Below are 18,544 nucleotides of genomic sequence, written 5' to 3'. Positions count from 1 at the left end.
TTATTGACATCCATGTAGGTTGCAAGGATAGTATCCACCGCATGAAGGGTGGTTCGCGCGCACGGGCCGTCCGCATCGGAAGGATAGCCATGGCCACCCAGCTCGCGCCCGAAGCGCCGTTCACATATCGGAACTCTCCCACCGCGAACGAAATGTTCGAGGAATGGCTCGCCGCCAATCCGCAGGCCGCGCCGCATCACACCCACAAGTGGGATGTCAGCCGCTCCGATATCTATGTCGAGGACCGCTGGGGCCCGATCTTCGCTGAAATGCGGCGTGAGGCACCGATCAACAAGGTGACCGGCACGCCCTATGGCGATTACTGGAACGTCACGACCCACAAGGCGATCCAGCACGTCGAATCGCTGCCCGAGCTGTTTTCCTCGTCGTGGCAGCACGGCGGGATCACCATCGGCGATCCGCCGGAGGATATCGATCCGGTCAAGCTCGCCGAGCGCCAGTTGCCGATGTTCATCGCGATGGACCGGCCCGATCACACCGGCCAGCGCCGCACTGTCGCCCCGGCCTTCACGCCGGGTGAGATCGTCCGCATGGAAGCGGAGATCCGCCAGCGCACCAGCGAAGTGCTCGACAGCCTGCCCTGGGGCGAGAAGTTCGACTGGGTGGACAAGGTCTCGATCGAGCTCACCACCGGCATGCTGGCGATCCTGTTCGGCTTCCCGTGGAAGGACCGCCGCCTCTTGACCTTCTGGTCGGACTGGGCGGGCGATGTCGAACTGACACTGGCGCAGGATCTGGCCGATACGCGCTTCGGCATACTCCAGGAAATGGCGCACTACTTCAGCCGCCTGTGGATGGACCGGATGGGCAAGGCGCCCAGCCCGGACCTTATCTCGATGATGATCCATTCGCCCGCGATGTCGAAAATGAGTCCTCAGGAATTCATGGGCAATCTCGTGCTGCTGATCGTCGGCGGCAACGACACCACGCGCAACACGATGTCGGGCATCGTCCATGCGCTCGACCAGTTCCCTGATCAGCGCGCGCTGCTCGAAGGTAATCCTTCGCTGATCCCCAATGCGGTGCAGGAATGCCTCCGTTTCGTGACCCCGCTGGCGCACATGCGCCGCACCTGCACGGCGGACAACGAACTGTTCGGGCAGCAGATCAAAGCCGGCGACAAGGTCGTGATGTGGTACCTTTCGGCCAATCGCGACGAAACCGTGTTCGAGAACCCCGACAAGCTGATCGTCGATCGCCCCAATGCGCGCCGCCACCTCGCCTTCGGCCACGGTATCCACCGCTGCGTCGGTGCCCGCTTGGCCGAACTGCAGCTGCGCGTGCTGCTTGAGGAAATGCACGAGCGGGGAATGCGTGCGCGCGTTTCCGGCGATGTGAAGCGCGTCCGCGCCAACTTCGTCCATGGCTTCCGCAAGCTGGAAGTCGTGCTCGAGAAGCGTTGAGCTTTGCCTATCCGATTCGGTCAGATTCGGTTCAGGTAGCCATGGCTAGGAGGGTGGCGTCCCGCCGGTGGGCTTACCCGCCCCCCTCCCCAGCCCACCCGGCGGGACATCTCCCCATCCGATTGGCCCCACCCGAACGGTCCTCTTGATCGGCTCGGCATGGCAGGGAATGTAACGGAATGACTCATTCCCCCGAACCCGCTGTCATGAAACCTTCGCGCCGCAATTTCCTCGCCTTCCTCACTGCCACGGCGGCCATGGCAGCCGCAGCCTGCGGGGCGCCCGCCGCCGCGACGCGCAAGGGAACCTTCCCACTGCGCCACACCGAAGCGGAGTGGCGCAAGATCCTCACGCCCGCGCAGTACTATATCCTGCGCGAGGAAGGGACCGAGCGGCCGTTCACTTCGGCACTGCTGCGGGAGCATCGCAAGGGCACTTTCACTTGTGCGGCTGACGGCAATGCCGTGTTCGCCTCCTCGACCAAGTTCGACAGTGGCACCGGCTGGCCCAGCTTCTGGACCCCGATCAAAGGCGGCATCGCCACGTCGGTCGATACCTCGTTCGGCACGACCCGTACCGAAGTGCATTGCACGCGCTGTGGCGGCCACCTCGGCCACGTGTTCGATGATGGCCCACCGCCCACGGGCAAGCGCTATTGCATCAATGGTGATGCGCTGAAATTCGTGCCGGCCTGAAGGCGCTACCCTTTGGTGGTGCGCTGTGGCAACGCCGCCGCAATGCGCGCGTTCAAACTCGCCCTGCTGATCCTCGCGCTTGTGCCGGCCACCTGGTTGCGGGCGCCGAAGCCGGAACCCTCCAGCGATCCGGCGGTCCATCTCGCCGATCTGATGCCCACGCTGCGCAGCGATCTGCCGCAGATGGGTGCATTGCAGCTGGCAGGCGTCTGGCAGATCAAGGGGCGTGCGCGCAGCCTTGGCACGCTATCGGGGCTGGCCGGGACGGACGATGGCTTCGTGGCCGTGGGCGACCGGGGCGGCGTGCTCTGGTTCACGCGGCCTGACAGGGCGGGGGCTGGGCACGCGCACCTCGATCGTCTGATCCATCTCGAATGGCGCAAGCACCGCTATGCCACCGATGCGGAATCGGTCTTTGTGGAGCCGGCGAGTGGCGATCTCGTCGTCGGCTACGAGGACAAGCCGATGCTGCAGCGCTTCAGCCCGGATCTTGCGCGGCACGAGGCAATCCCGCTGCCAGCGCTGGCAGAATGGCCGGAGAACCAGGGCGCCGAGGCGATGACGCGCCTTGCCGACGGGCGCACCCTGATCATTGGCGAGACCTACTCCCGCTGGCTTGACCGGACCCGGCATCCGGCTCTGATCTTTCCGGGTACGCCCCGGCCTTCCGAGGACCCGGCGCGATTTGTGCTCATCATGCCGGACGGTTACCGGCCGAGCGAACTGGCGCAGATGCCGGATGGCCGGCTGCTCGTGCTGGGGCGCCATTTCGGCCTCCTCGGCTTCCGCTCGGTCATCGTGGTGTTTGCCCCGCAGGATGTCCGCCCCGGCGCTGTGGTGACGCCGCAGGTGCTCGCCCGGATCGATGATCCGCGCATCCGCGATAACTATGAGGGGATGACCGTGACACGCGAAGCCGATGGCAGCCAGGCGATCTGGCTGATCTCGGACAGCAACGAAATGGTCTGGGCGCAGCGAACGCTACTGCTCAAGCTGCGAATCGGGCCGGAAGTCCGTCAGACCCCGGCCCGTTCAGCGCGGGCGGCAGCTGGCCGCCCGGCGGATTGATCAGGCGGCAGTCGCCTTGGCCAGCTCGCGCTTCACCTTGAGCGCGCGCGGGCTGAGCTTGGTGTCCGACTGCTTGAGAAGCCAGTTGTCGAGCCCGCCGTTGTGCTCCACCGAGCGCAGGCCGTGGGTCGAGACGCGGAACTTGAAGCTGCGATCGAGCTTCTCCGACATGAGCGTGACGTTCTGCAGGTTGGGCAGGAACAGACGCTTGGTCTTGTTGTTGGCGTGGCTCACGTTGTGGCCGACCTGGCGGCCCTTACCGGTCAGTTCGCAGATGCGCGACATGGCTGAAAACTCGCTTGGATTTGAACGATCATGGATCGGGAAGGGCGCGCTTTTGCCGATCCGGGGGGCAAAGTCAAGGATTCGCACGTTGCGCTTGCAGCCCCACCCGCGCTAGCCCCGCCGGCATGACTCGCTGGCCCCTTCCCGAACCCATGCGCTTGGCGCTGGAAGCCGCGGCACAGGCGGCAGAGGCGGGCGAAGTGCCCATCGGGGCGGTGATCGTCAAGGACGGCGTGGTGATCGCCGCTGCGCACAATACGCCGCGCGTAGACCATGATCCCACCGCCCATGCCGAAGTCATGGCGATTCGCGCCGCCGCCGCGGCGCTGGGGCAGGCGCGGCTCACAGGCTGCGACTTGTGGGTTACGCTGGAGCCCTGCGCGATGTGTGCGGGCGCGATCGTCCACGCCCGGCTGGACCGGGTTTACTACGCAGCGAGCGACCCCAAGGGCGGGGCGGTGGAGCACGGCGCGAAGGTGTTCGACGCGCCGGGCTGCCTGCACCGGCCGGAGGTCTATTCGGGCATCGGCGAGACGGAAGCTGCGGAACTGCTGCGAGGCTTCTTCCGCGAGCGGCGCTAGCTGCCGCGCCAGATCTTCAGCGGGGCGGCATCCCCGGCACCCCGGTCAGCGCAGGGTGCAGGCAGGAAGTCCTTGCCGTAGCAGACGTGAACTTCTTCCAGCCAGCCGCGCGCATTCGCCTTCACGCGGATCGCGGCGGCGGGCAGGAACGGGGTGGCGGCGCGAAACGCGGTGCGCAGGTCTCCGGCGGTGAGGCCGGGGCGGCGCGAGAGGCGCATCATGTCGGGATAGCGCAGCGAACGCAGCAGGGCGGCGCCCGCCTTGAAGTAGCCCTCCGGCCTGCCCGCCATGCAGGCGCCGTGCTTGGCCCATTCGTGCGCAAGGAGGCCGGGCGAGGGGGTCATGCACAAGTTGCGGCGCACCGTTTCGGCGGAGAGCGGCGCGGCCTCGCACCATTGCGGCCACATGCCCGGCGTGGCCTCGGGCCACAGGCCGTGGAGGATGAAGCCGAAGCGCCCCAGTTCGCCGCCGCACTGGTAGGCGGCACGCGGATCGCGCGCGCGGCTGCGGCAGTATTCCGGCGACCAGCTGAGCGCGAGGGTGTAGCCCGCGATCGGCAGCACCCGGCGGGGGCCATCCGGCACCGGCAGGGCAGGCGCGGCCAACTGCGGCGGCAGGCGGCATTGCGGAACCTCGGCCTGCGCCGCAGCGGGAAGCGCGAGGGCCAGCGCCGCAAGAGCGATCACGCGCATCAGTTGAAGGTGGACACGTCGACCATCTGGTTCTGCCCCTTGCTGCGCAGCCAATCGGCGGCATCGCGCCGGAACAGGAACACCACCGCGACAAATTGCAGCAGCGTCACCAGCGTGGTCAGCAAGGCTTCGAGAGGAGAGGACGAGAACATCATCGCCAGCAAGGGGACGGTGCCGATCATGCCGAGCAGGGTGATGACCACGAGAAGCCATTTCGCGATGTTGCTGGCCCGGCGCGCGATCAGATACCAGAACAGGAACGTCAGCCCATAGCCGAACGCCATCAGGATCAGCAGCGCGAAAGGGCTCATGCCGTCAGTGCTGTTGAAGCCGAGCAGCCCGACGGCATTGAGCAACTGGGTCAGCAGGCTGATTGCAGTGCCACCGAGGTAGAACTGTTCGAAGCGGATGATCGACTGCGGTCTCAATGCGCGGGCCCCCGTGAACGCTGTGCGGCCAGACTAGCATGCAGCGGGCAGGCGGCAATTGCGAGACAGTTCAAAGCGGCGTGAAATCGAGCCCGATATCGGCTGCCGGCGCGCTTTGCGTGAGGCGGCCCACAGAGACGTAGTCCACACCCGAGGCGGCGATTGCGCCGATGGTTTCGAGGCGCACGCCGCCCGATGCCTCGCACGGCGCGCGGCCTGCAATGAGCGCAACGGCCTCGCGCAGCAGGTCCGGCCCCATGTTGTCGAGCAGCAGGCGGGTGGCTCCTGCATCCAGCGCGGGCTCGATCTGGTCGATATGATCAACCTCGCAGATCACCTCGCGCACCCCGGCGGCAAGCGCACGGCGCACCGCTTCGGCCACGCCCCCCGCGACGAGCACGTGGTTGTCCTTGATCATCGCCGCGTCCCACAGGCCCATGCGGTGGTTCACCCCGCCGCCGGTGCGCACGGCGTACTTCTCGAGGTGCCTGAGGCCCGGAATGGTCTTGCGCGTATCGAGCAGCTTCGCGCGCGTGTCCCCCATCGCATCGACATAGCGGCGCGTGAGCGTGGCAACGCCCGAGAGGTGCTGCACGGTGTTGAGCGCGCTGCGCTCGGCGGTGAGCATGGCGCGGGCCGAGCCGGTCAGCCGCATCAGCGCCGAGCCGGGGGCGACTTGCGCACCTTCGGCGACAAGCACCTCGATCTCCATTGCCGGATCAAGCGCGCGGAAGAAGGCAGCAGCAATCGGCAGACCGCAGACCGTGATGGAATCGCGGCTGTCCATCACCCCGGCAAAGCGCGCCTCCGCCGGAATCACGCTCTCTGAGGTCACGTCATGCCCGCCGCCGGGCAGACCCTGCCCAAGATCCTCGGCCAGCGTGGCGGCGACGAAGGCATCGAGATCAAAGCCGGGGAGGGTGAAGGTGGTCATGTGAAGCGCTTACCCACGCGCCGAAGGTGTGTCGAGATACTGCACCAAAGGTGCTTCGCTCAGTTTCTCGCAGAGACGCAAAGGGGAAGGAGACCGCAGAGGGGAAGCGCGCCAACTCTGCGCCCTTCCTTCTTTCTCTGCGTCTCTGCGAGAAACCCCTTCAAAGCCTGCGGCGCAATCCTGCACTCAATGCACGAACCGCGCCACCACATCGCGGTACGAGCGCGAGACTTTCACTTCCGAGCCCGAGTCGAGCACGAGGAAGCATTCGCCATTGGTGTGCGGCTTCACTTGCCGCACGCGGTCGAGGTTGACGATCTTCGAGCGGTGGACGCGCTGGAACACGCGCGGATCGAGTCGGCGTTCGAGGTCCTTCATCGTCTCGCGCAGGATCAGCGAATTGTCGCCGGTGTAGATGCACATATAGTCGCCCGCCGCCTCGATCCGCTCGATCGTGTCGACATCGACGCGGAAGATCTGGCCGCGGTCCTTGATGTTGATGAGCTTCTCGAATCGGCCGACCGCAGGCTCGCTGTCGTCGGGCATCGAATCCATCGCATCGGGAGCGACTTCGGCGAGCACGGTCTTCAATTTCTCCGCCTCTTCCAGCCCGCGCTTTTCAGCAAGGCGGGTGCGCGCGCGGTCGAGCGCGTCGGCCAGGCGGGCCGGCTCCACCGGCTTGAGGAGATAGTCGACCGCGTTGGCCTCGAACGCGCGGATCGCGTGCTCGGAATAGGCGGTGACGAAGACGAACAGCGGCGGATCGATTTCGATCACCCCGCTCACCACGCTGAACCCGTCGAACCCGGGCATCTGGATATCGCAGAACACCAGATCGGGCTTCTCGGTCTTGATCTTGCGGATCGCCTCGCGCCCGTTGGAGCAGGTGTCGATGATCTCGACATCGGGGAAGGCTTCAAGCCGCAGCTGGAGGCCCTGGATCGCGAGCTTTTCGTCATCGACGAGGATCGTGCGAATGGTCATGCGCTACCTTTGCTGTGTCGCGAGCTGCGCGGCAGACTGCTGATGGGGGGCTATCTCACGCGCTTCGAAGGGCAGTTCGATCACCACCATGAAGCCTCCACCCGGCCGCTCGCCGATTTCGAACCGCTGGTTCTCGCCATAGGCCTGGGCGAGCCGGTCGCGGATATTGGCGAGGCCGACACGCGTGGAGTCCGATTGAGAACTGGTCACGCCAAACAATGTCGAGGGGTCGGTGCCCGGTTGCAAGCCCGGGCCGGTGTCGGACACGGTGACACGCAGCACCGGGCCGACGAGTTGCGCCGCAATGGTGATCGTGGCCCCTTCCTCGAGCGGGCTGACGCCATACTTGATCGCGTTTTCCACCAGCGGCTGGAGCAGCAGCGAGGGCATCAGCGCGGGCGAGGCCTCATCGTCGATGCGGAATTCGGTGCCGAGGCGCTCCTCGAAGCGCATCCGCTCGATATCGAGGTAGAGCTTCAGCGTCTCGACTTCCTGCGCCACCGTCACGCGCCCGGTCGGCTCGTTTATCAGGGTGTAACGCAGGAACGAGGAAAGCCGGCTCAGCATCGCATTGGCGGGCTCGGTCTGCTTGAGCAGCACCAGCGTCGAAATCGAATTGAGCGTGTTGAACAGGAAGTGCGGGTTGAGCTGATAGCGCAGCATGGCAAGTTGGGCGGAGGTCGCCTGCGCTTCGAGCCGCATCAGCTGGTCGTTCTGCTCTTCCACCTGCACATAGAAGTTGATCGCGTAATAGAGCGCCGACCACGCACCGAGCAGCGTGAGATCGAGGTAGAACACGCCGAGGAACAGCTGCGCAAAACCGGAATCGCCGCCCGAGCGGTAGAGGCTGATCACCCACGAATCGATGAAGGCATAGAGCCCGACCGCAATGGCGAGCACGACCGAGGTGATGCCCCAGGTGATCAGCGGCGCGCGGTTGATCAGCGCGCGGTAGATGACCGAGAGGATGAGGCTGATCGAAAAGCCGGTGATCGTGGCGATCAGCACGATGATCAGGAACGACCACGGCTGCGCGTTGGCGAGGCTGGAGAGCGCGCGCAGCAGCATCGCGCCGCCCCAGCCGAGCATTTGCAGACGCCAGAAGGCGCGGTTCTTGTTGCCGAAGAACGGCGTGGGGCGCAGCGGCAGCTTCATTGCCATGCGCGGTGTGTAGCCCACAGTTCGGCATCGCGCCACTTTTGCGCGCGGCTGGGGCGTGGACTGGTGCCGCATTCCGCGGGAGCGGAACCAACCAATGGCATTGCGTGGCTGGGTAAAGCGGGTATTCTCCCGCAAAACGGGAGAGAACCATGGATCATCACGGCAGTTCCGAAGAACGCGCGCAGTTCCATTCGATGGAAGAAGGCACGCAGGAAGACTGGGCGATCATCGCGCGCGACTATGTCGGTTTCGCGGCCGGCCTGCCCGATCGGGTGCTGGCGCACCTCAAGCTGCTCGATGGTGATTTCGGCGGCTTCCCGATCGACCGCCTTACCCACAGCCTGCAGACCGCGACCCGCGCGCACCGCGATGGCCGCCCGGAAAGCTATGTCGTGATGGCGCTGCTGCATGACATCGGCGACACGCTGGGTTCATACAATCACCCCGAAATCGCCGCCGCGATCCTCCAGCCCTTCGTGAGCGAGGAAGAGCACTGGATCTGCCGCAACCACGGCGCGTTCCAGGGCTACTACTACTTCCACTACCTCGGCATTGATCGCAACGTGCGCGAGAAGCACCGCGACAATCCCCATTTCGATGCCTGCGCCGAATTCTGCGCCAAGTATGACCAGAGCGCGTTCGATCCGGACTACGACACCCTCCCGCTCGATTTCTTCGAGCCGATGGTGCGCCGGGTTCTCGCCCGCCCGCGCAGCGAGACGTCGATAAAGGCGATGGAAACGACCGCTGCTAAGGCCGGCGTTCCAGCCTAAGGCTCGCGGCGGAATCGCAGCGCCCAGTTCGTATCGGGTGAAGCGCGCATCACCGCGATCTCCGCGGCCATCTCGCGGGCGCGGGTGCTGGCCTTGCCGTGGCTCGCGCCAGGGATCACCAGCAGGCCGCGCGGACCGATGCGGCGGATCATCGTGAGCGCGGCTTCCGGCGGGTAGCCGGCATTCGCCATGATCCACACCGATAGCCGGTCCGCCTCGCGCTCGGTGCGGCGCACGGCTGCGGTGGGCCGCTTGCCCGGTCCGAGCAGGGTTTCGTGATCGAGTGCGGCGTGGGCCAGTTCGTGCGCCAGCACCGCCGCGATCATCGCTTCGTTGCCGCCGAGCTGGTCCAGCGCCTCGCGGCCGATGCGCACCTGGCTGCGGGTTGCGCCAGCATTGTCCTTGGCATCATCGAGGATGAAGCGCACCCCGCACGATGGCACGGCGGGCACCGTCACCACACGGCCGCCGTCCAGCGAGAGCGCAACCTTGCCGCCTTGCGCCGCCGCCTGCTCCAGCCGCGATTGCAGCGCCCAGACGCGGTCCCAGCTACCCTGGCGCGGCGCCGGGCCAATCGGTTCGCCATCGACTGCCAGCACCACCGCGTTGGCGGCCAGGCCCGCCGCTTCTGCGGGGCCACCCGCCGCCACGGCTGCCACCGCGATATCCCCGGTGAGGCCATAGATCGCGCGCGCCACAGCCGGATCGGCGAAGGTCTGCACGTCGCCCAGCAGCAAGCCGATCCCAGGCGCGCCGCGTGCGCAATAGGGCGCATTGGCGTGGCTCAGCCGCCAGCCGATCGTCTGGACCTGCGCATCATCCTGCTGGAGATCATCAACCGGTTGCGCGGCGGCTGGCACCGCGAAGGCGAGCGCTGCCGCCAGAAACGTACGCCGGGCGCGCATCAGCCTTTGCGGGCCGCGTTGACCGCCTGTTGCAGTGCCTCGCGCCCCACGGCGCCGGTCATCAGTTTGCCGCCCACGCTCCATGCCGGTGTGCCGCTGATGCCAAGCTGGCGCGCAAAACCAAGGTTGCGCTCCAGCTCCTGATGCACACCGGGCGCTTGCGCGAACGCATTCGCGGCGGCGCTGTCCACGCCGGCCACAGTCGCGGCTGCTGCGATGCTGGCGCTGCTTGGCCGCTCGCCAGAGAACATCGCCTTGTGGAAGGCCGGATACTTGCCCTGCGCCGCAGCGGCGAGGCCCATGCGCGCGGCGGGTTCGCTTTCAGGCGCGATGATCGGCAGCTCGCGAACCACCACGCGCAGATCGGGGTTGGCCTTCACCAGCGCTTCGACATCGGCCAAGCTGCTGCGGCAATAGGTGCAGGCAAAGTCGGTGAATTCCACCAGTGTGACCTTGCCCTGCGGATTGCCGAGCACCGCACCGGGGAACGGCGTCTCGATCGCGCCGCGCAAGGGGGCGAGCCGCGCCTCGGCTTCGCGCGCCTGGAGCTTTTCCATCGCCTCGGGCAGCACTTCGGGGTGCTCGAGGATGTAGCTGCGCACCAGCGCCTCGATCGCGCCGCGCTGGCGGGCATCGATCCCGGCCTCGGCCAGCTGGCTTTCGAGCCTGGTGTCCTGCGCGGGCGCTGCCGCTTCGCCGCCGTGGCCATGCATCGCCCACCACCCGCCGGCGGCACCCGCTGCGCCGATCACCAGCGCAAGGGCAAGAAACGGACTGAAACGCATCAACCAAACTCCTGCTGGGCCGCTTGCCCCGCGCTACCGCGACTTCTTCATCCGCTCAATCATCGCGCGTGCCGACATTGCGATATCCTGCGCGCGCAGCCAATCGGGCGAGCCCTTGGGCAGCGCGCCTTCTGCCGCCTCGGCGCTGCGCAGCGCCTCTGGCAGCTGCATTTCACCCAGCTGCTGCTCCGCACTGGCCAGCCGTGCGCGCGGAATATCGCCCTGCGCTTCATAGACCACGCCGAGCTGGTACCACGCGAAGGGATTGTCGCGATCACGCGCCACAGCGGTCTTGAGCACGCGCTGTGCCTCGGGGAAATTGGCCTTGTCCTCGGTCGCCAGCAGCGCATGGCCCAGCGTGGTGGCGATCAGCGGCGTGTTCTGGGTCAGCTCGGTCGCGCGGCGCAGCGGTTCGAGCGCTTCCTTCGGCCGCCCCGATTCGAGCAGGACCTGCCCCTTCAGTTCGAGCGCGTAGGGATCGTTGGGGTCCATCTTGAGCAATGCGTCGGTTTCCGCGAGCGCCTTGTCCATCAGCGCTTCCTTGTGGAAGGCATAAGCGCGGGCAAGGTGTGCGGGCGCGTCCTGCATCCATTCGGGATAGGCGGCGAGCGTGGCGGCAGGCTCCGCCAGATAGCCCACCAGTTTGGCCTTCACCCGCAGGAACCGCGCCTGCAGCGCGGGATCGGGCGGCGCATTCCACGCCGGATCCTGCGAGAAGCTGTCCTGCATCGTCGTCAGGCGGTCTGCCGTCATCGGGTGGGTCGAATAGAACTCCGCATCGGCATCGCGCTTGAAGCCATAGCGGAACTCCATGTTCTGCAGCTTCTTGAAGAAATCGACCGAGCCCTTGCCCGAAATTCCGGCCTTGGAGAGGAAACCCACGCTCGCCGCATCGGCCGAGGATTCCTGTGCGCGGCTGAAGGCGAGGTACTTGCCGAGCGCGGCCTGCTGGCCGGCCATGAGAATGCCGATGCCCGCGTCCCCGGAACCGGCCGCCGCCGCCGCCGCGCCCAGCAGCAGGCTGAGGATGGTTATGCCGGTGGCTGGCTTGCCGCCCTCGTCGCCCCGGATCACGTGGCCGCCGGTGATGTGACCCAGTTCGTGCGCGAAGACGCCTTGCACTTCCTGCGCGTTGTCCGCCGCACTGATCAGGCCCGAATGGATGTAGACCGCCTGCCCGCCCGCCACGAAGGCGTTGATCGAGGGATCGTTGAGCAGCACGAGATCGATCGCACGCGGATTGAAGCCCGCCGCTGCCACGATCGGCGCGGCCATGTCCTGAAAGAAGGCTTCGGTCTCGGCATCGCGCAGCACCGATTGCGCCGCGGCCGGCATCGGAGCGAGCAGCAAGGCGATGGAGGCCGCCAACGCGCGGCCGATGCGGCGGGGGAGGGACCGTGTCACGATGCGCGCAGCTTATCCGCCATGCGCCTGAACCGCCGGTGAAGCGGTCACCTTGGCCAGGAACGGCAGCACCGCATCCAGCGCGCGCGGATCGTGCGAGAAGGGCCGCGCGAATATCATGATCAGGCCTTCGTGGGTCACGCCGTCCAGCAGCACGGCCCGCGTCGGCGCGCCGGCGCGGGTCATCGTGCGGGCAAGCTCCACCGAATTGCGCGGGCGCACCCGCGTATCGGCGGTGCCGTGGACGAGCAGCAGCGGCGGGCCCCCGGCGCGGGCGTGGACAACCGGCTGGGTCTCTTCAGGATCGGGCGCCTTGCCGAAGCTCAGCTTGGTGGCGGCGGAATCGAAGGGATAGAAATCATAGGGACCGGCAAGCCCGACCACCCCGCGCAGGGCATCCGCCGAAAGGCCGCGAGCCGCTAGCCAGCGCTTGTCGAGCCCGAGCATGACCGCGTTGTAGGCCCCGGCGGAGTGCCCCATCAGCACGACGCGGGCAGGATCACCGCCAAGCTTTGCGGCATGGTCCGCCACCCAGCGCAGCGCGGCGGCGCCATCCTCCAGCATCCCGGGATAGCGCGCCTTGGGATAGAGCCGGTAGCCCGCCAGCACCACGGCATAGCCTTGCGGTGCCAGCGCGCGGGCGATGAAGCGATAATCATGCGGATCGCCCGAGCGCCAGCCTCCGCCGTGGATGAACACCACGATCGGCAGCGGTCCCTTCGCCGAACCGGTATCGGCAGGCAGGAACATCTCCAGCTTCTGCGCCGGATCGCTGCCATACCGCACAGATGCAACGTCGCGGATCATGCCGTCGCCCCCGCGCAGCACGCGGTCCGCGCTGTCGAGCATCGCCACGGCTTCCGTCGCAAGCGCTTGCCGATAAAGCAGAAACCCACCCACGCCGAGCAGTGCGAGCACGGCCAGCGTCCACAGGAGCCAGCGGCGGCGCGGCTTGCCGGGTGCGCGTTTCAGGATCGTTAGGTCAGCCATGGCGCATGGCTAGACGGTTTTGTTCAGGCGGGAAAGCGGCCCCTCAGCCCAGCAGGTGGCGCGCGGCGCGCTCCAGAAGCGGCTGGTCATCGGCAATCTCGCCAAGCAGCACCGCGGGGCCGCTCGCCAGACGGCGCACCAGCACCAGCGCGAATTCGGCGCCGTCCGGTTCCAGTGCATAGAGCGGCTTGTGATCGAGCGTGCGCAGGTTCTCGACCAGCGATGCGCGCGGCGCCGGCGCGGTCTTGCCGGCTTCCTCGCGGCGCAGCTTGCGCTCCAGCGCAACGACGCCCTTGAGGCCGCCGGACGCCTTGGCAAGGTAACCGCCAAGCTCGCCGTAGCCGAGCGCCAGGCGCTGCGCATGGGTCAGCGCGGTGGTGTATTCCGCGATGCGCGTCTTGTCGTAGTCCGCGCCGAACACGAGCTTGACCAGCGGGGTCAGCGGTGCACGCGCCTGCATCGTGAGGCCGGCATCGGCGACCATTTCGGCATAGTCTTCGGGCGCATCTTCGGCCGCGAGTGCGAAGTCCCACGCCCGGCCGATCGCGGCATAGAGCGCGCCGCGCGTGCGGTCTTCGCTGGCGTGGGCGATGTGCGCCAGATCGCGTGCCGAGGCGAGCCAGTCCGCGAGGCAGGCCGGTTCGAGCTCACCCGGCGCGAGGACGTGCTCGGGATCGGTCGCTTCACCGGCGATGATTTCAGCGCCGAATTCGGCCAGATCGAGTGGCTGTTGGCCTTCGAACCCGGCGATTTCTCCGTCCGGCCCATCGGCCCAGCCGCCCAGCGGCACCGTTGCCCGGCGCGGCGCGAGCGTGGCGCTGCTCGGGCGCTGATCCAGCGACTGGTCGATCTCCAGCAGCAGCGCGTCGGTGGTCTGCTGGTCGGCCAGTTCTTTCCAGTTGATCACGCCGTAAAGGTAATCGATCGTGGTGTTGTCGGTCGAGAAGGGCAGGAGAATGCCCCGGTACAGGATCGTGCGGCCGCGCTGGTTGACGAATTCGGCCTCGAAGCCGATCGGCGCCTGGTTGGCGATGATCTGCAAATAGTGATCGGTGATGCGCGACAGCAGCGAGCGGCCCGGAATGTCGCTCAGGCGGCGCAGCGGGCTGCCGGCCTCGCATTCATCGGCAAGCACCTGGCCAAGGAACGGGATCGCCGGATCCTCGATGCCGTTGTCGAAGTGCAGCAGCACCGAATGGTCGGAAAAATCGGGCAAGTGCCCATCGAGCAGCGATTGCACAGGCGGGAACTGCCCCTGATCCAGCAGGCTCGCCCAGAAATTGTAGGCGCGCACCTGCATGCGGCGCTCGTCCTGCCCGATCGGCGGTGGCGGCGCGGCGACCGTGCCCTGCTCGTCGATCGATTCCTCGTAAGCGGTATAATCGGCGGCATAGTCGAGAGGGTCCTGGCCCTCTGAACCGTCCTTGCTGATGCCGCGATACGTATCCATGAACCAGTCCCCGTGGTCGTCCGATGGGTCCCGTCATGGCGCAACATGGTAAAGATGTGTTTAAGTTGCGCCGCGCCTCTGCACGCAATCGTTCGAATATGGTGGGCGTTCGAAAATGGTGGGCGATCAATCAGCGCGCGGCGATGGCCGATGCCTTGGCCAGCAGCCGCACCGCCATGTCGCGGTGGAGCAGTTCGGCCATCTTGCCGCCCACTTTGAGCGCGCCCTTGCCTGCGTTCGCAGGGTCCGCAAACGCGGCAACAATGGCTTCGGCTTCCGCCACGTCGGCTTCGGCCGGTGCGAAAACGCGGTTGGCGGTTTCGATCTGCGAGGGATGGATGAGCGTCTTTCCGTCGAGGCCCAGCTCGCGCGCCTGCACGCATTCCGCTTCGAGCCGCGCGGGATCGTCGATCGCGTTGCACACCCCGTCGAGCAGGACGAGGCCATGCGCGCGCGCCGCCATCAGCGATTGCACCATGACCGGCACGAACCCGGCGCGACCCGGCACTTGCGCCATGCCGGTTTCCTTGGCGAGATCATTGAGCCCGAGCACGAACCCGGCGAGCCGCGAGAGCCGTGCCGTTTCCGCGATCCGCTCCAGCGCGAGCACCGCCCGGGGCGTTTCGATCATCACCCACAGGCGGACGGCGGGATCATAGCCTGCCCCGTCCATCGCCACCGAAAGCGCCACGACGTCGGCGGCATCGTCGACCTTGGGCGCCAGCACGGCGTGGAGCGGGCAGCCGGCCAGCGCGGCGAGATCGGCCTTGCCCCAGGGTGAGCCGAGCGGGTTGATCCGCGCGATCATCTCCCGGTGCCCGAAACCGCCAGCCGTCAGCTCCTCCACCAGCGCGGCGCGGGCCTCGTCCTTCATCTCGGGCGCGACGGCATCTTCGAGATCGAGCGCAACGGCATCGCAGGGCAGCGCACGCGCCTTGTCGATAGCGCGGCGGTTGCTGGCAGGCATATAGAGCAGCGAGCGCAGTGGCTGCGCTTGAATCAGGGATTCCGGCACACACTTCTCCGACAAAGTATGGGGCACTTGGGTAGGGGCGATTGGCCCCCGCCCATTCCCGATGCCGCGTCACTGCGCAAGCGATTGTTACAGGATGTAACGGACCTTTATGGCGGTCCGCAGCTGCGCGGGGCCGACCTGGAACGAGGCCGCGCCGAAGCGGGGCGGGCCGAACTGCAGCGGCGCATCGCGCGAGAAGCCGAAGCCTTCGCGCGGGAGCATCATCATCTTGTCCATGCGGCCATTGCCGTTTTCGTCATGAAACAGCGCGATGGCATAGCGGCCTTGCGGCACGTCCTTGAACTGTACCGTTTCGCCATTCAGCGCCGGCACGGTCAGATGCCGCGCGTAGGGGTCCTTCTGGCAATCGGGGAACGTCTTCGGATTGGCGGTCATGCAGGCCATGATCTGGCCGCGATTGGACCGCAGCCCGTCGATCTCCACGAGGATCGAGCTGGGCGCGGCCGGGCCGGCCTGCACCGGCCCCTGCGGACGCGGCTGGATCTGCGGCAGCGGCACCGCCGCCATGGCCAGCGGCGCGGTGAGCAAGGCGAGCCCCAGCGTAAGCCCCTTTCGCTTCATGGCGCGGATATTCCCTTGTCTGTCCCGCAAACGTGATCCCAGAAGCGGAAGTAGAGGCCAAAGTTGCATCGATAGAGCTCGTGATGACGGTGATGATGACTGGCTGTTATCACCCATTGCCCTACAGTTGAGTGAACGAGGGCCTTGGGAAACAGTTCCCAGCCCATGTGATTGGTCACGCCCATCACGGTCATCACCATCAGCACGAGGCCAAGCACGCCGGCGTGGATCGGCACCACGAAGACCAGCGCAGGAATGAACAGGCCGACGATCGCGGCCTCGACAGGGTGAAAATTCATCGCCGCCCACGCAGTCGGCGGACGGCTGGCATGGTGCACCGCATGAACCGCCCGGAACACCTGCGGGCGGTGCATCCAGCGATGCGTCCAATAGAACCAGGTATCGTGGAGCGCGAGGTAAACGAATAGGGAAACCGGCAGCCACCACAGCGGCCAGTCGTTCACGTCGGTATAGACCCGCGTCCAGCCATAATGCTGCCAGCCCCAGGCGATGATCCCTGCCGGCACGCCGTAGATCGCGGCAGAGGCAAGGCTCCACGTGATCTCGCTGCGCATCTGGCGGGCAAGCCCGTTGTAGTGGCCGGGGCGCACCAGTTTGGTCAGCCACGCGAACAGGCCGCTCACCGCCAGATAGCGCACCGCGACGATCACGGTCATCACCAGCGCAGAGAGCCACAGTTCGGTCATGCGCGGTCAAGTGGGCAAGGCTGGGTCACCCCACCCCTATGCCAAGCCCGCGCGGCCGTGGACAGCCCGCATTCGGGGTAGTCCACAAGCCGGCGTGGGCTCGGTCCGGTCATCAGATGGCCCGACGGACCTTGTTGCGGTGCTGGCCGACACCCGGAGCGCCGCCACCACCACGCGGGCGGAAGCTGCGCGGCTTTTCGCCCTGCGGGCCGTCGCCGCGTTCGGCGCGGGCCGGGTTGCCCACGGGACCACGATCATCGACCTTGCGCGGATTGGGATCGCGGGGACGTCCATCGACCCCCTGCGCGCGGCCACCGGGCGAACGGTCGTCGCGCCGATTGGGATTGGGTCCAGCAGCCCGACCCTCTCCGCCACGTCCCTGGCCGCCACGTCCCTGACCACCGCCGCGGTTGCCACCACGTCCGCGCGCATCGCGGTCATCGCGGCGCGCATCGCGCTCGGCTTCCTCGGGCTGACGGCTGACGGCGGGAAGCTTCGCGGCCTCGGCCAGAAAACCTTCGGGCAGCGGCAGCGGCATGAGCTTGATGCCCGTCAGCTTCTCGATGTCCTTGAGGTAGGGCTTCTCGTCCGGCGCGCAGAAGCTGATTGCCTCGCCATCAGCACCTGCACGCGCGGTGCGGCCGATGCGGTGGACGTATTGTTCGGCCACGTTGGGCAGCTCGAAGTTGAACACGTGGCTCACCCCGGTCACGTCGATCCCGCGCGCGGCGATATCAGTGGCGACAAGGATCGGGCACGAACCCTGGCGGAACGCATCCAGCGCGGCGGTGCGCTGCGCCTGGCTCTTGTTGCCGTGGATCGCGCGGGCGCTGATCGAGGCGGCAGAGAGGTGGCGCACCACGCGGTCCGCGCCGTGCTTGGTGCGGGTGAACACCAGCGCGCGGTCAAGCTTGCCATCAGCCAGCAGCGCACGGATGCGCAAGGTGAGCAGCGCCTGCTTCTCGGCCTGGTTGACGAAGGTGACGAACTGCTCGACGCGCTCGGCCGTGCTCGCCTGCGGGGTCACTTCCACGCGCACCGGGTTGTTGATGAACTGCTTGCCCAGATCCGCGATCGCCTTGGGCATCGTCGCGGAGAAGAACAGGCTCTGGCGCTCCTTGGGCAGCAGGTTCGCGACCCGGCGCAGCGCGTGGATGAAGCCGAGGTCCATCATCTGGTCGGCCTCGTCGAGCACGAAGATCTCGACCCGGCTGAGCGTGAGCGCGCGCTGGTCGATCAGGTCGAGCAGGCGGCCCGGCGTCGCGACGAGGATGTCGCAGCCCGGCACGAGGCGGCGGGCCTGCTTGCCCACCGGCACGCCGCCGAACACGCAATCGACCGTCAGGCGCAGGTTCTTGGCATAAGCCGCAATGTTCTCGGCAATCTGCGCAGCAAGCTCACGCGTCGGCGAAAGCACCAGCATGCGGCACGAGGCGGGCTTGCGCGGCTTCATGTCGGCCGCAAGGCGGTGGAGCGAGGGCAGCGCGAAAGCGGCGGTCTTGCCGGTGCCGGTCTGCGCGATGCCGAGCAGGTCGCGCCCTTCGAGCAGCGCGGGGATGGACTGGCGCTGGATCGGCGTCGGGTCGGTATAGCCCTTGCTGGCAAGCGCGTGGAGGATCGGCTCGGCAAGGCCGAGATCGCTGAAATAAGACATGTAGAATCCAATCGGGTGTTTGGGCGC

At 66.8% G+C, this 18,544-nt stretch carries 20 protein-coding genes; 5 read left to right on the top strand and 15 right to left on the bottom strand.

The annotated features are described in order from the left end of the window. Positions 1-89 precede the first annotated feature (89 nt). The 3 genes from ACO06X_RS11230 to ACO06X_RS11220 all read left to right on the top strand — a co-directional run bounded on the left by ACO06X_RS11230 (position 90) and on the right by ACO06X_RS11220 (position 3,187). A complete protein-coding gene (locus ACO06X_RS11230; protein WP_421836368.1) occupies positions 90-1,424 on the top strand; it encodes a cytochrome P450 in 1,335 nt (444 codons plus the stop codon). Between the two features lie 206 nt (positions 1,425-1,630). Then, entirely contained in the window at positions 1,631-2,119 is a 489-nt protein-coding gene (gene msrB / locus ACO06X_RS11225; RefSeq protein WP_421836367.1) for a peptide-methionine (R)-S-oxide reductase MsrB, read from the top strand. A gap of 42 nt (positions 2,120-2,161) precedes the next feature. Next, a complete protein-coding gene (locus ACO06X_RS11220; RefSeq protein ID WP_421836366.1) occupies positions 2,162-3,187 on the top strand; it encodes an esterase-like activity of phytase family protein in 1,026 nt (341 codons plus the stop codon). On the opposite strand, the gene rpmB is transcribed toward ACO06X_RS11220, so the two are convergent. Next, on the bottom strand, positions 3,188-3,472 hold the full coding sequence (gene rpmB / locus ACO06X_RS11215; protein ID WP_298172200.1) for a 50S ribosomal protein L28: 285 nt from the start codon (positions 3,470-3,472) through the stop codon (positions 3,188-3,190). Between the two features lie 125 nt (positions 3,473-3,597). On the opposite strand from rpmB, the gene ACO06X_RS11210 reads away from it, so the two are divergent. Beyond that, the gene (locus tag ACO06X_RS11210) at positions 3,598-4,053 is read left to right on the top strand and encodes a nucleoside deaminase (RefSeq protein ID WP_421836365.1); all 456 of its coding nucleotides are present in this window, start codon (positions 3,598-3,600) and stop codon (positions 4,051-4,053) included. On the opposite strand, the gene ACO06X_RS11205 is transcribed toward ACO06X_RS11210, so the two are convergent. From ACO06X_RS11205 to ACO06X_RS11185, 5 genes are all read right to left on the bottom strand, one after another. Continuing rightward, a complete protein-coding gene (locus ACO06X_RS11205; protein WP_421836364.1) occupies positions 4,050-4,745 on the bottom strand; it encodes a ribonuclease T2 in 696 nt (231 codons plus the stop codon). The two genes, ACO06X_RS11210 and ACO06X_RS11205, sit on opposite strands and share 4 nt — an antisense overlap. Beyond that, positions 4,745-5,173: a hypothetical protein gene (locus tag ACO06X_RS11200; protein ID WP_421836363.1), complete on the bottom strand. Its 429-nt coding sequence runs from the start codon at positions 5,171-5,173 to the stop codon at positions 4,745-4,747. Before ACO06X_RS11200 ends, ACO06X_RS11205 begins: the two co-directional genes overlap by 1 nt. A gap of 70 nt (positions 5,174-5,243) precedes the next feature. Beyond that, complete coding sequence (nadC, locus tag ACO06X_RS11195; RefSeq protein WP_421836362.1) at positions 5,244-6,107, bottom strand: carboxylating nicotinate-nucleotide diphosphorylase; 864 nt, start codon at positions 6,105-6,107, stop codon at positions 5,244-5,246. Between the two features lie 186 nt (positions 6,108-6,293). Next, positions 6,294-7,091 (bottom strand): LytR/AlgR family response regulator transcription factor, encoded by a 798-nt coding sequence (locus ACO06X_RS11190; RefSeq protein WP_298172216.1) that lies wholly within the window; start codon positions 7,089-7,091, stop codon positions 6,294-6,296. A gap of 3 nt (positions 7,092-7,094) precedes the next feature. Further along, positions 7,095-8,252, bottom strand: coding sequence for a sensor histidine kinase (locus ACO06X_RS11185; RefSeq protein ID WP_421836361.1), 1,158 nt, complete (start codon positions 8,250-8,252; stop codon positions 7,095-7,097). Positions 8,253-8,401: 149 nt separating this feature from the next. Here ACO06X_RS11185 and ACO06X_RS11180 point away from each other — a divergent pair, with 149 nt between their 5' ends. Continuing rightward, positions 8,402-9,025 (top strand): HD domain-containing protein, encoded by a 624-nt coding sequence (locus tag ACO06X_RS11180; protein WP_298172221.1) that lies wholly within the window; start codon positions 8,402-8,404, stop codon positions 9,023-9,025. Here ACO06X_RS11180 and ACO06X_RS11175 read toward each other — a convergent pair. The 9 genes from ACO06X_RS11175 to ACO06X_RS11135 form a co-directional block, all read right to left on the bottom strand. Beyond that, positions 9,022-9,930: a hypothetical protein gene (locus ACO06X_RS11175; RefSeq protein ID WP_421836360.1), complete on the bottom strand. Its 909-nt coding sequence runs from the start codon at positions 9,928-9,930 to the stop codon at positions 9,022-9,024. The genes ACO06X_RS11180 and ACO06X_RS11175 overlap by 4 nt on opposite strands. Next, positions 9,930-10,715: a DsbA family protein gene (locus ACO06X_RS11170; protein WP_421836359.1), complete on the bottom strand. Its 786-nt coding sequence runs from the start codon at positions 10,713-10,715 to the stop codon at positions 9,930-9,932. Before ACO06X_RS11170 ends, ACO06X_RS11175 begins: the two co-directional genes overlap by 1 nt. A 33-nt stretch (positions 10,716-10,748) precedes the next feature. Beyond that, positions 10,749-12,050 carry a M48 family metalloprotease gene (locus ACO06X_RS11165; RefSeq protein ID WP_421839890.1) on the bottom strand — a complete coding sequence of 434 codons (1,302 nt, stop codon included), beginning with the start codon at positions 12,048-12,050 and terminating at the stop codon, positions 10,749-10,751. 81 nt (positions 12,051-12,131) lie between these two features. Further along, complete coding sequence (locus ACO06X_RS11160) at positions 12,132-13,109, bottom strand: alpha/beta hydrolase (RefSeq protein ID WP_421836358.1); 978 nt, start codon at positions 13,107-13,109, stop codon at positions 12,132-12,134. Positions 13,110-13,152: 43 nt separating this feature from the next. Continuing rightward, complete coding sequence (locus tag ACO06X_RS11155; protein WP_421836357.1) at positions 13,153-14,559, bottom strand: hypothetical protein; 1,407 nt, start codon at positions 14,557-14,559, stop codon at positions 13,153-13,155. A 130-nt stretch (positions 14,560-14,689) separates the two neighbouring features. Next, positions 14,690-15,559, bottom strand: coding sequence for an HpcH/HpaI aldolase/citrate lyase family protein (locus ACO06X_RS11150; RefSeq protein WP_421839889.1), 870 nt, complete (start codon positions 15,557-15,559; stop codon positions 14,690-14,692). Positions 15,560-15,661: 102 nt separating this feature from the next. Continuing rightward, a complete protein-coding gene (locus tag ACO06X_RS11145) occupies positions 15,662-16,156 on the bottom strand; it encodes a DUF2141 domain-containing protein (RefSeq protein WP_421836356.1) in 495 nt (164 codons plus the stop codon). Then, positions 16,153-16,863 carry a sterol desaturase family protein gene (locus ACO06X_RS11140; RefSeq protein WP_298172242.1) on the bottom strand — a complete coding sequence of 237 codons (711 nt, stop codon included), beginning with the start codon at positions 16,861-16,863 and terminating at the stop codon, positions 16,153-16,155. Before ACO06X_RS11140 ends, ACO06X_RS11145 begins: the two co-directional genes overlap by 4 nt. Before the next feature lie 112 nt (positions 16,864-16,975). Continuing rightward, positions 16,976-18,517, bottom strand: a complete 1,542-nt coding sequence (locus ACO06X_RS11135; protein ID WP_421836355.1) for a DEAD/DEAH box helicase — start codon at positions 18,515-18,517, stop codon at positions 16,976-16,978. Between the last annotated feature and the right edge of the window lie 27 nt (positions 18,518-18,544).

This window comes from Novosphingobium sp. (genome assembly GCF_965229225.1).
Lineage (GTDB): Bacteria > Pseudomonadota > Alphaproteobacteria > Sphingomonadales > Sphingomonadaceae > Novosphingobium.
The sequence above is the reverse complement of the archived record's forward strand: the minus strand, read 5'-3'. Positions and strand labels throughout refer to the sequence as shown.

Bases quoted from the DNA above. Each gene is read 5' to 3' on its own strand.
- ACO06X_RS11230 (WP_421836368.1), top strand. From the start codon at position 90: ATGGCCACCCAGCTCGCGCCCGAAGCGCCGTTCACATATCGGAACTCT.
- ACO06X_RS11210 (WP_421836365.1), top strand. From the start codon at position 3,598: ATGACTCGCTGGCCCCTTCCCGAACCCATGCGCTTGGCGCTGGAAGCC.
- ACO06X_RS11205 (WP_421836364.1), bottom strand. From the start codon at position 4,745: ATGCGCGTGATCGCTCTTGCGGCGCTGGCCCTCGCGCTTCCCGCTGCG.
- rpmB (WP_298172200.1), bottom strand. From the start codon at position 3,472: ATGTCGCGCATCTGCGAACTGACCGGTAAGGGCCGCCAGGTCGGCCAC.
- ACO06X_RS11180 (WP_298172221.1), top strand. From the start codon at position 8,402: ATGGATCATCACGGCAGTTCCGAAGAACGCGCGCAGTTCCATTCGATG.
- ACO06X_RS11140 (WP_298172242.1), bottom strand. From the start codon at position 16,863: ATGACCGAACTGTGGCTCTCTGCGCTGGTGATGACCGTGATCGTCGCG.
- ACO06X_RS11160 (WP_421836358.1), bottom strand. From the start codon at position 13,109: ATGGCTGACCTAACGATCCTGAAACGCGCACCCGGCAAGCCGCGCCGC.
- ACO06X_RS11190 (WP_298172216.1), bottom strand. From the start codon at position 7,091: ATGACCATTCGCACGATCCTCGTCGATGACGAAAAGCTCGCGATCCAG.
- ACO06X_RS11170 (WP_421836359.1), bottom strand. From the start codon at position 10,715: ATGCGTTTCAGTCCGTTTCTTGCCCTTGCGCTGGTGATCGGCGCAGCG.
- ACO06X_RS11145 (WP_421836356.1), bottom strand. From the start codon at position 16,156: ATGAAGCGAAAGGGGCTTACGCTGGGGCTCGCCTTGCTCACCGCGCCG.
- ACO06X_RS11135 (WP_421836355.1), bottom strand. From the start codon at position 18,517: ATGTCTTATTTCAGCGATCTCGGCCTTGCCGAGCCGATCCTCCACGCG.
- ACO06X_RS11220 (WP_421836366.1), top strand. From the start codon at position 2,162: ATGCGCGCGTTCAAACTCGCCCTGCTGATCCTCGCGCTTGTGCCGGCC.
- nadC (WP_421836362.1), bottom strand. From the start codon at position 6,107: ATGACCACCTTCACCCTCCCCGGCTTTGATCTCGATGCCTTCGTCGCC.
- ACO06X_RS11175 (WP_421836360.1), bottom strand. From the start codon at position 9,930: ATGCGCGCCCGGCGTACGTTTCTGGCGGCAGCGCTCGCCTTCGCGGTG.
- ACO06X_RS11185 (WP_421836361.1), bottom strand. From the start codon at position 8,252: ATGGCAATGAAGCTGCCGCTGCGCCCCACGCCGTTCTTCGGCAACAAG.
- ACO06X_RS11165 (WP_421839890.1), bottom strand. From the start codon at position 12,050: ATGCCGGCCGCGGCGCAATCGGTGCTGCGCGATGCCGAGACCGAAGCC.
- ACO06X_RS11155 (WP_421836357.1), bottom strand. From the start codon at position 14,559: ATGGATACGTATCGCGGCATCAGCAAGGACGGTTCAGAGGGCCAGGAC.
- msrB (WP_421836367.1), top strand. From the start codon at position 1,631: ATGAAACCTTCGCGCCGCAATTTCCTCGCCTTCCTCACTGCCACGGCG.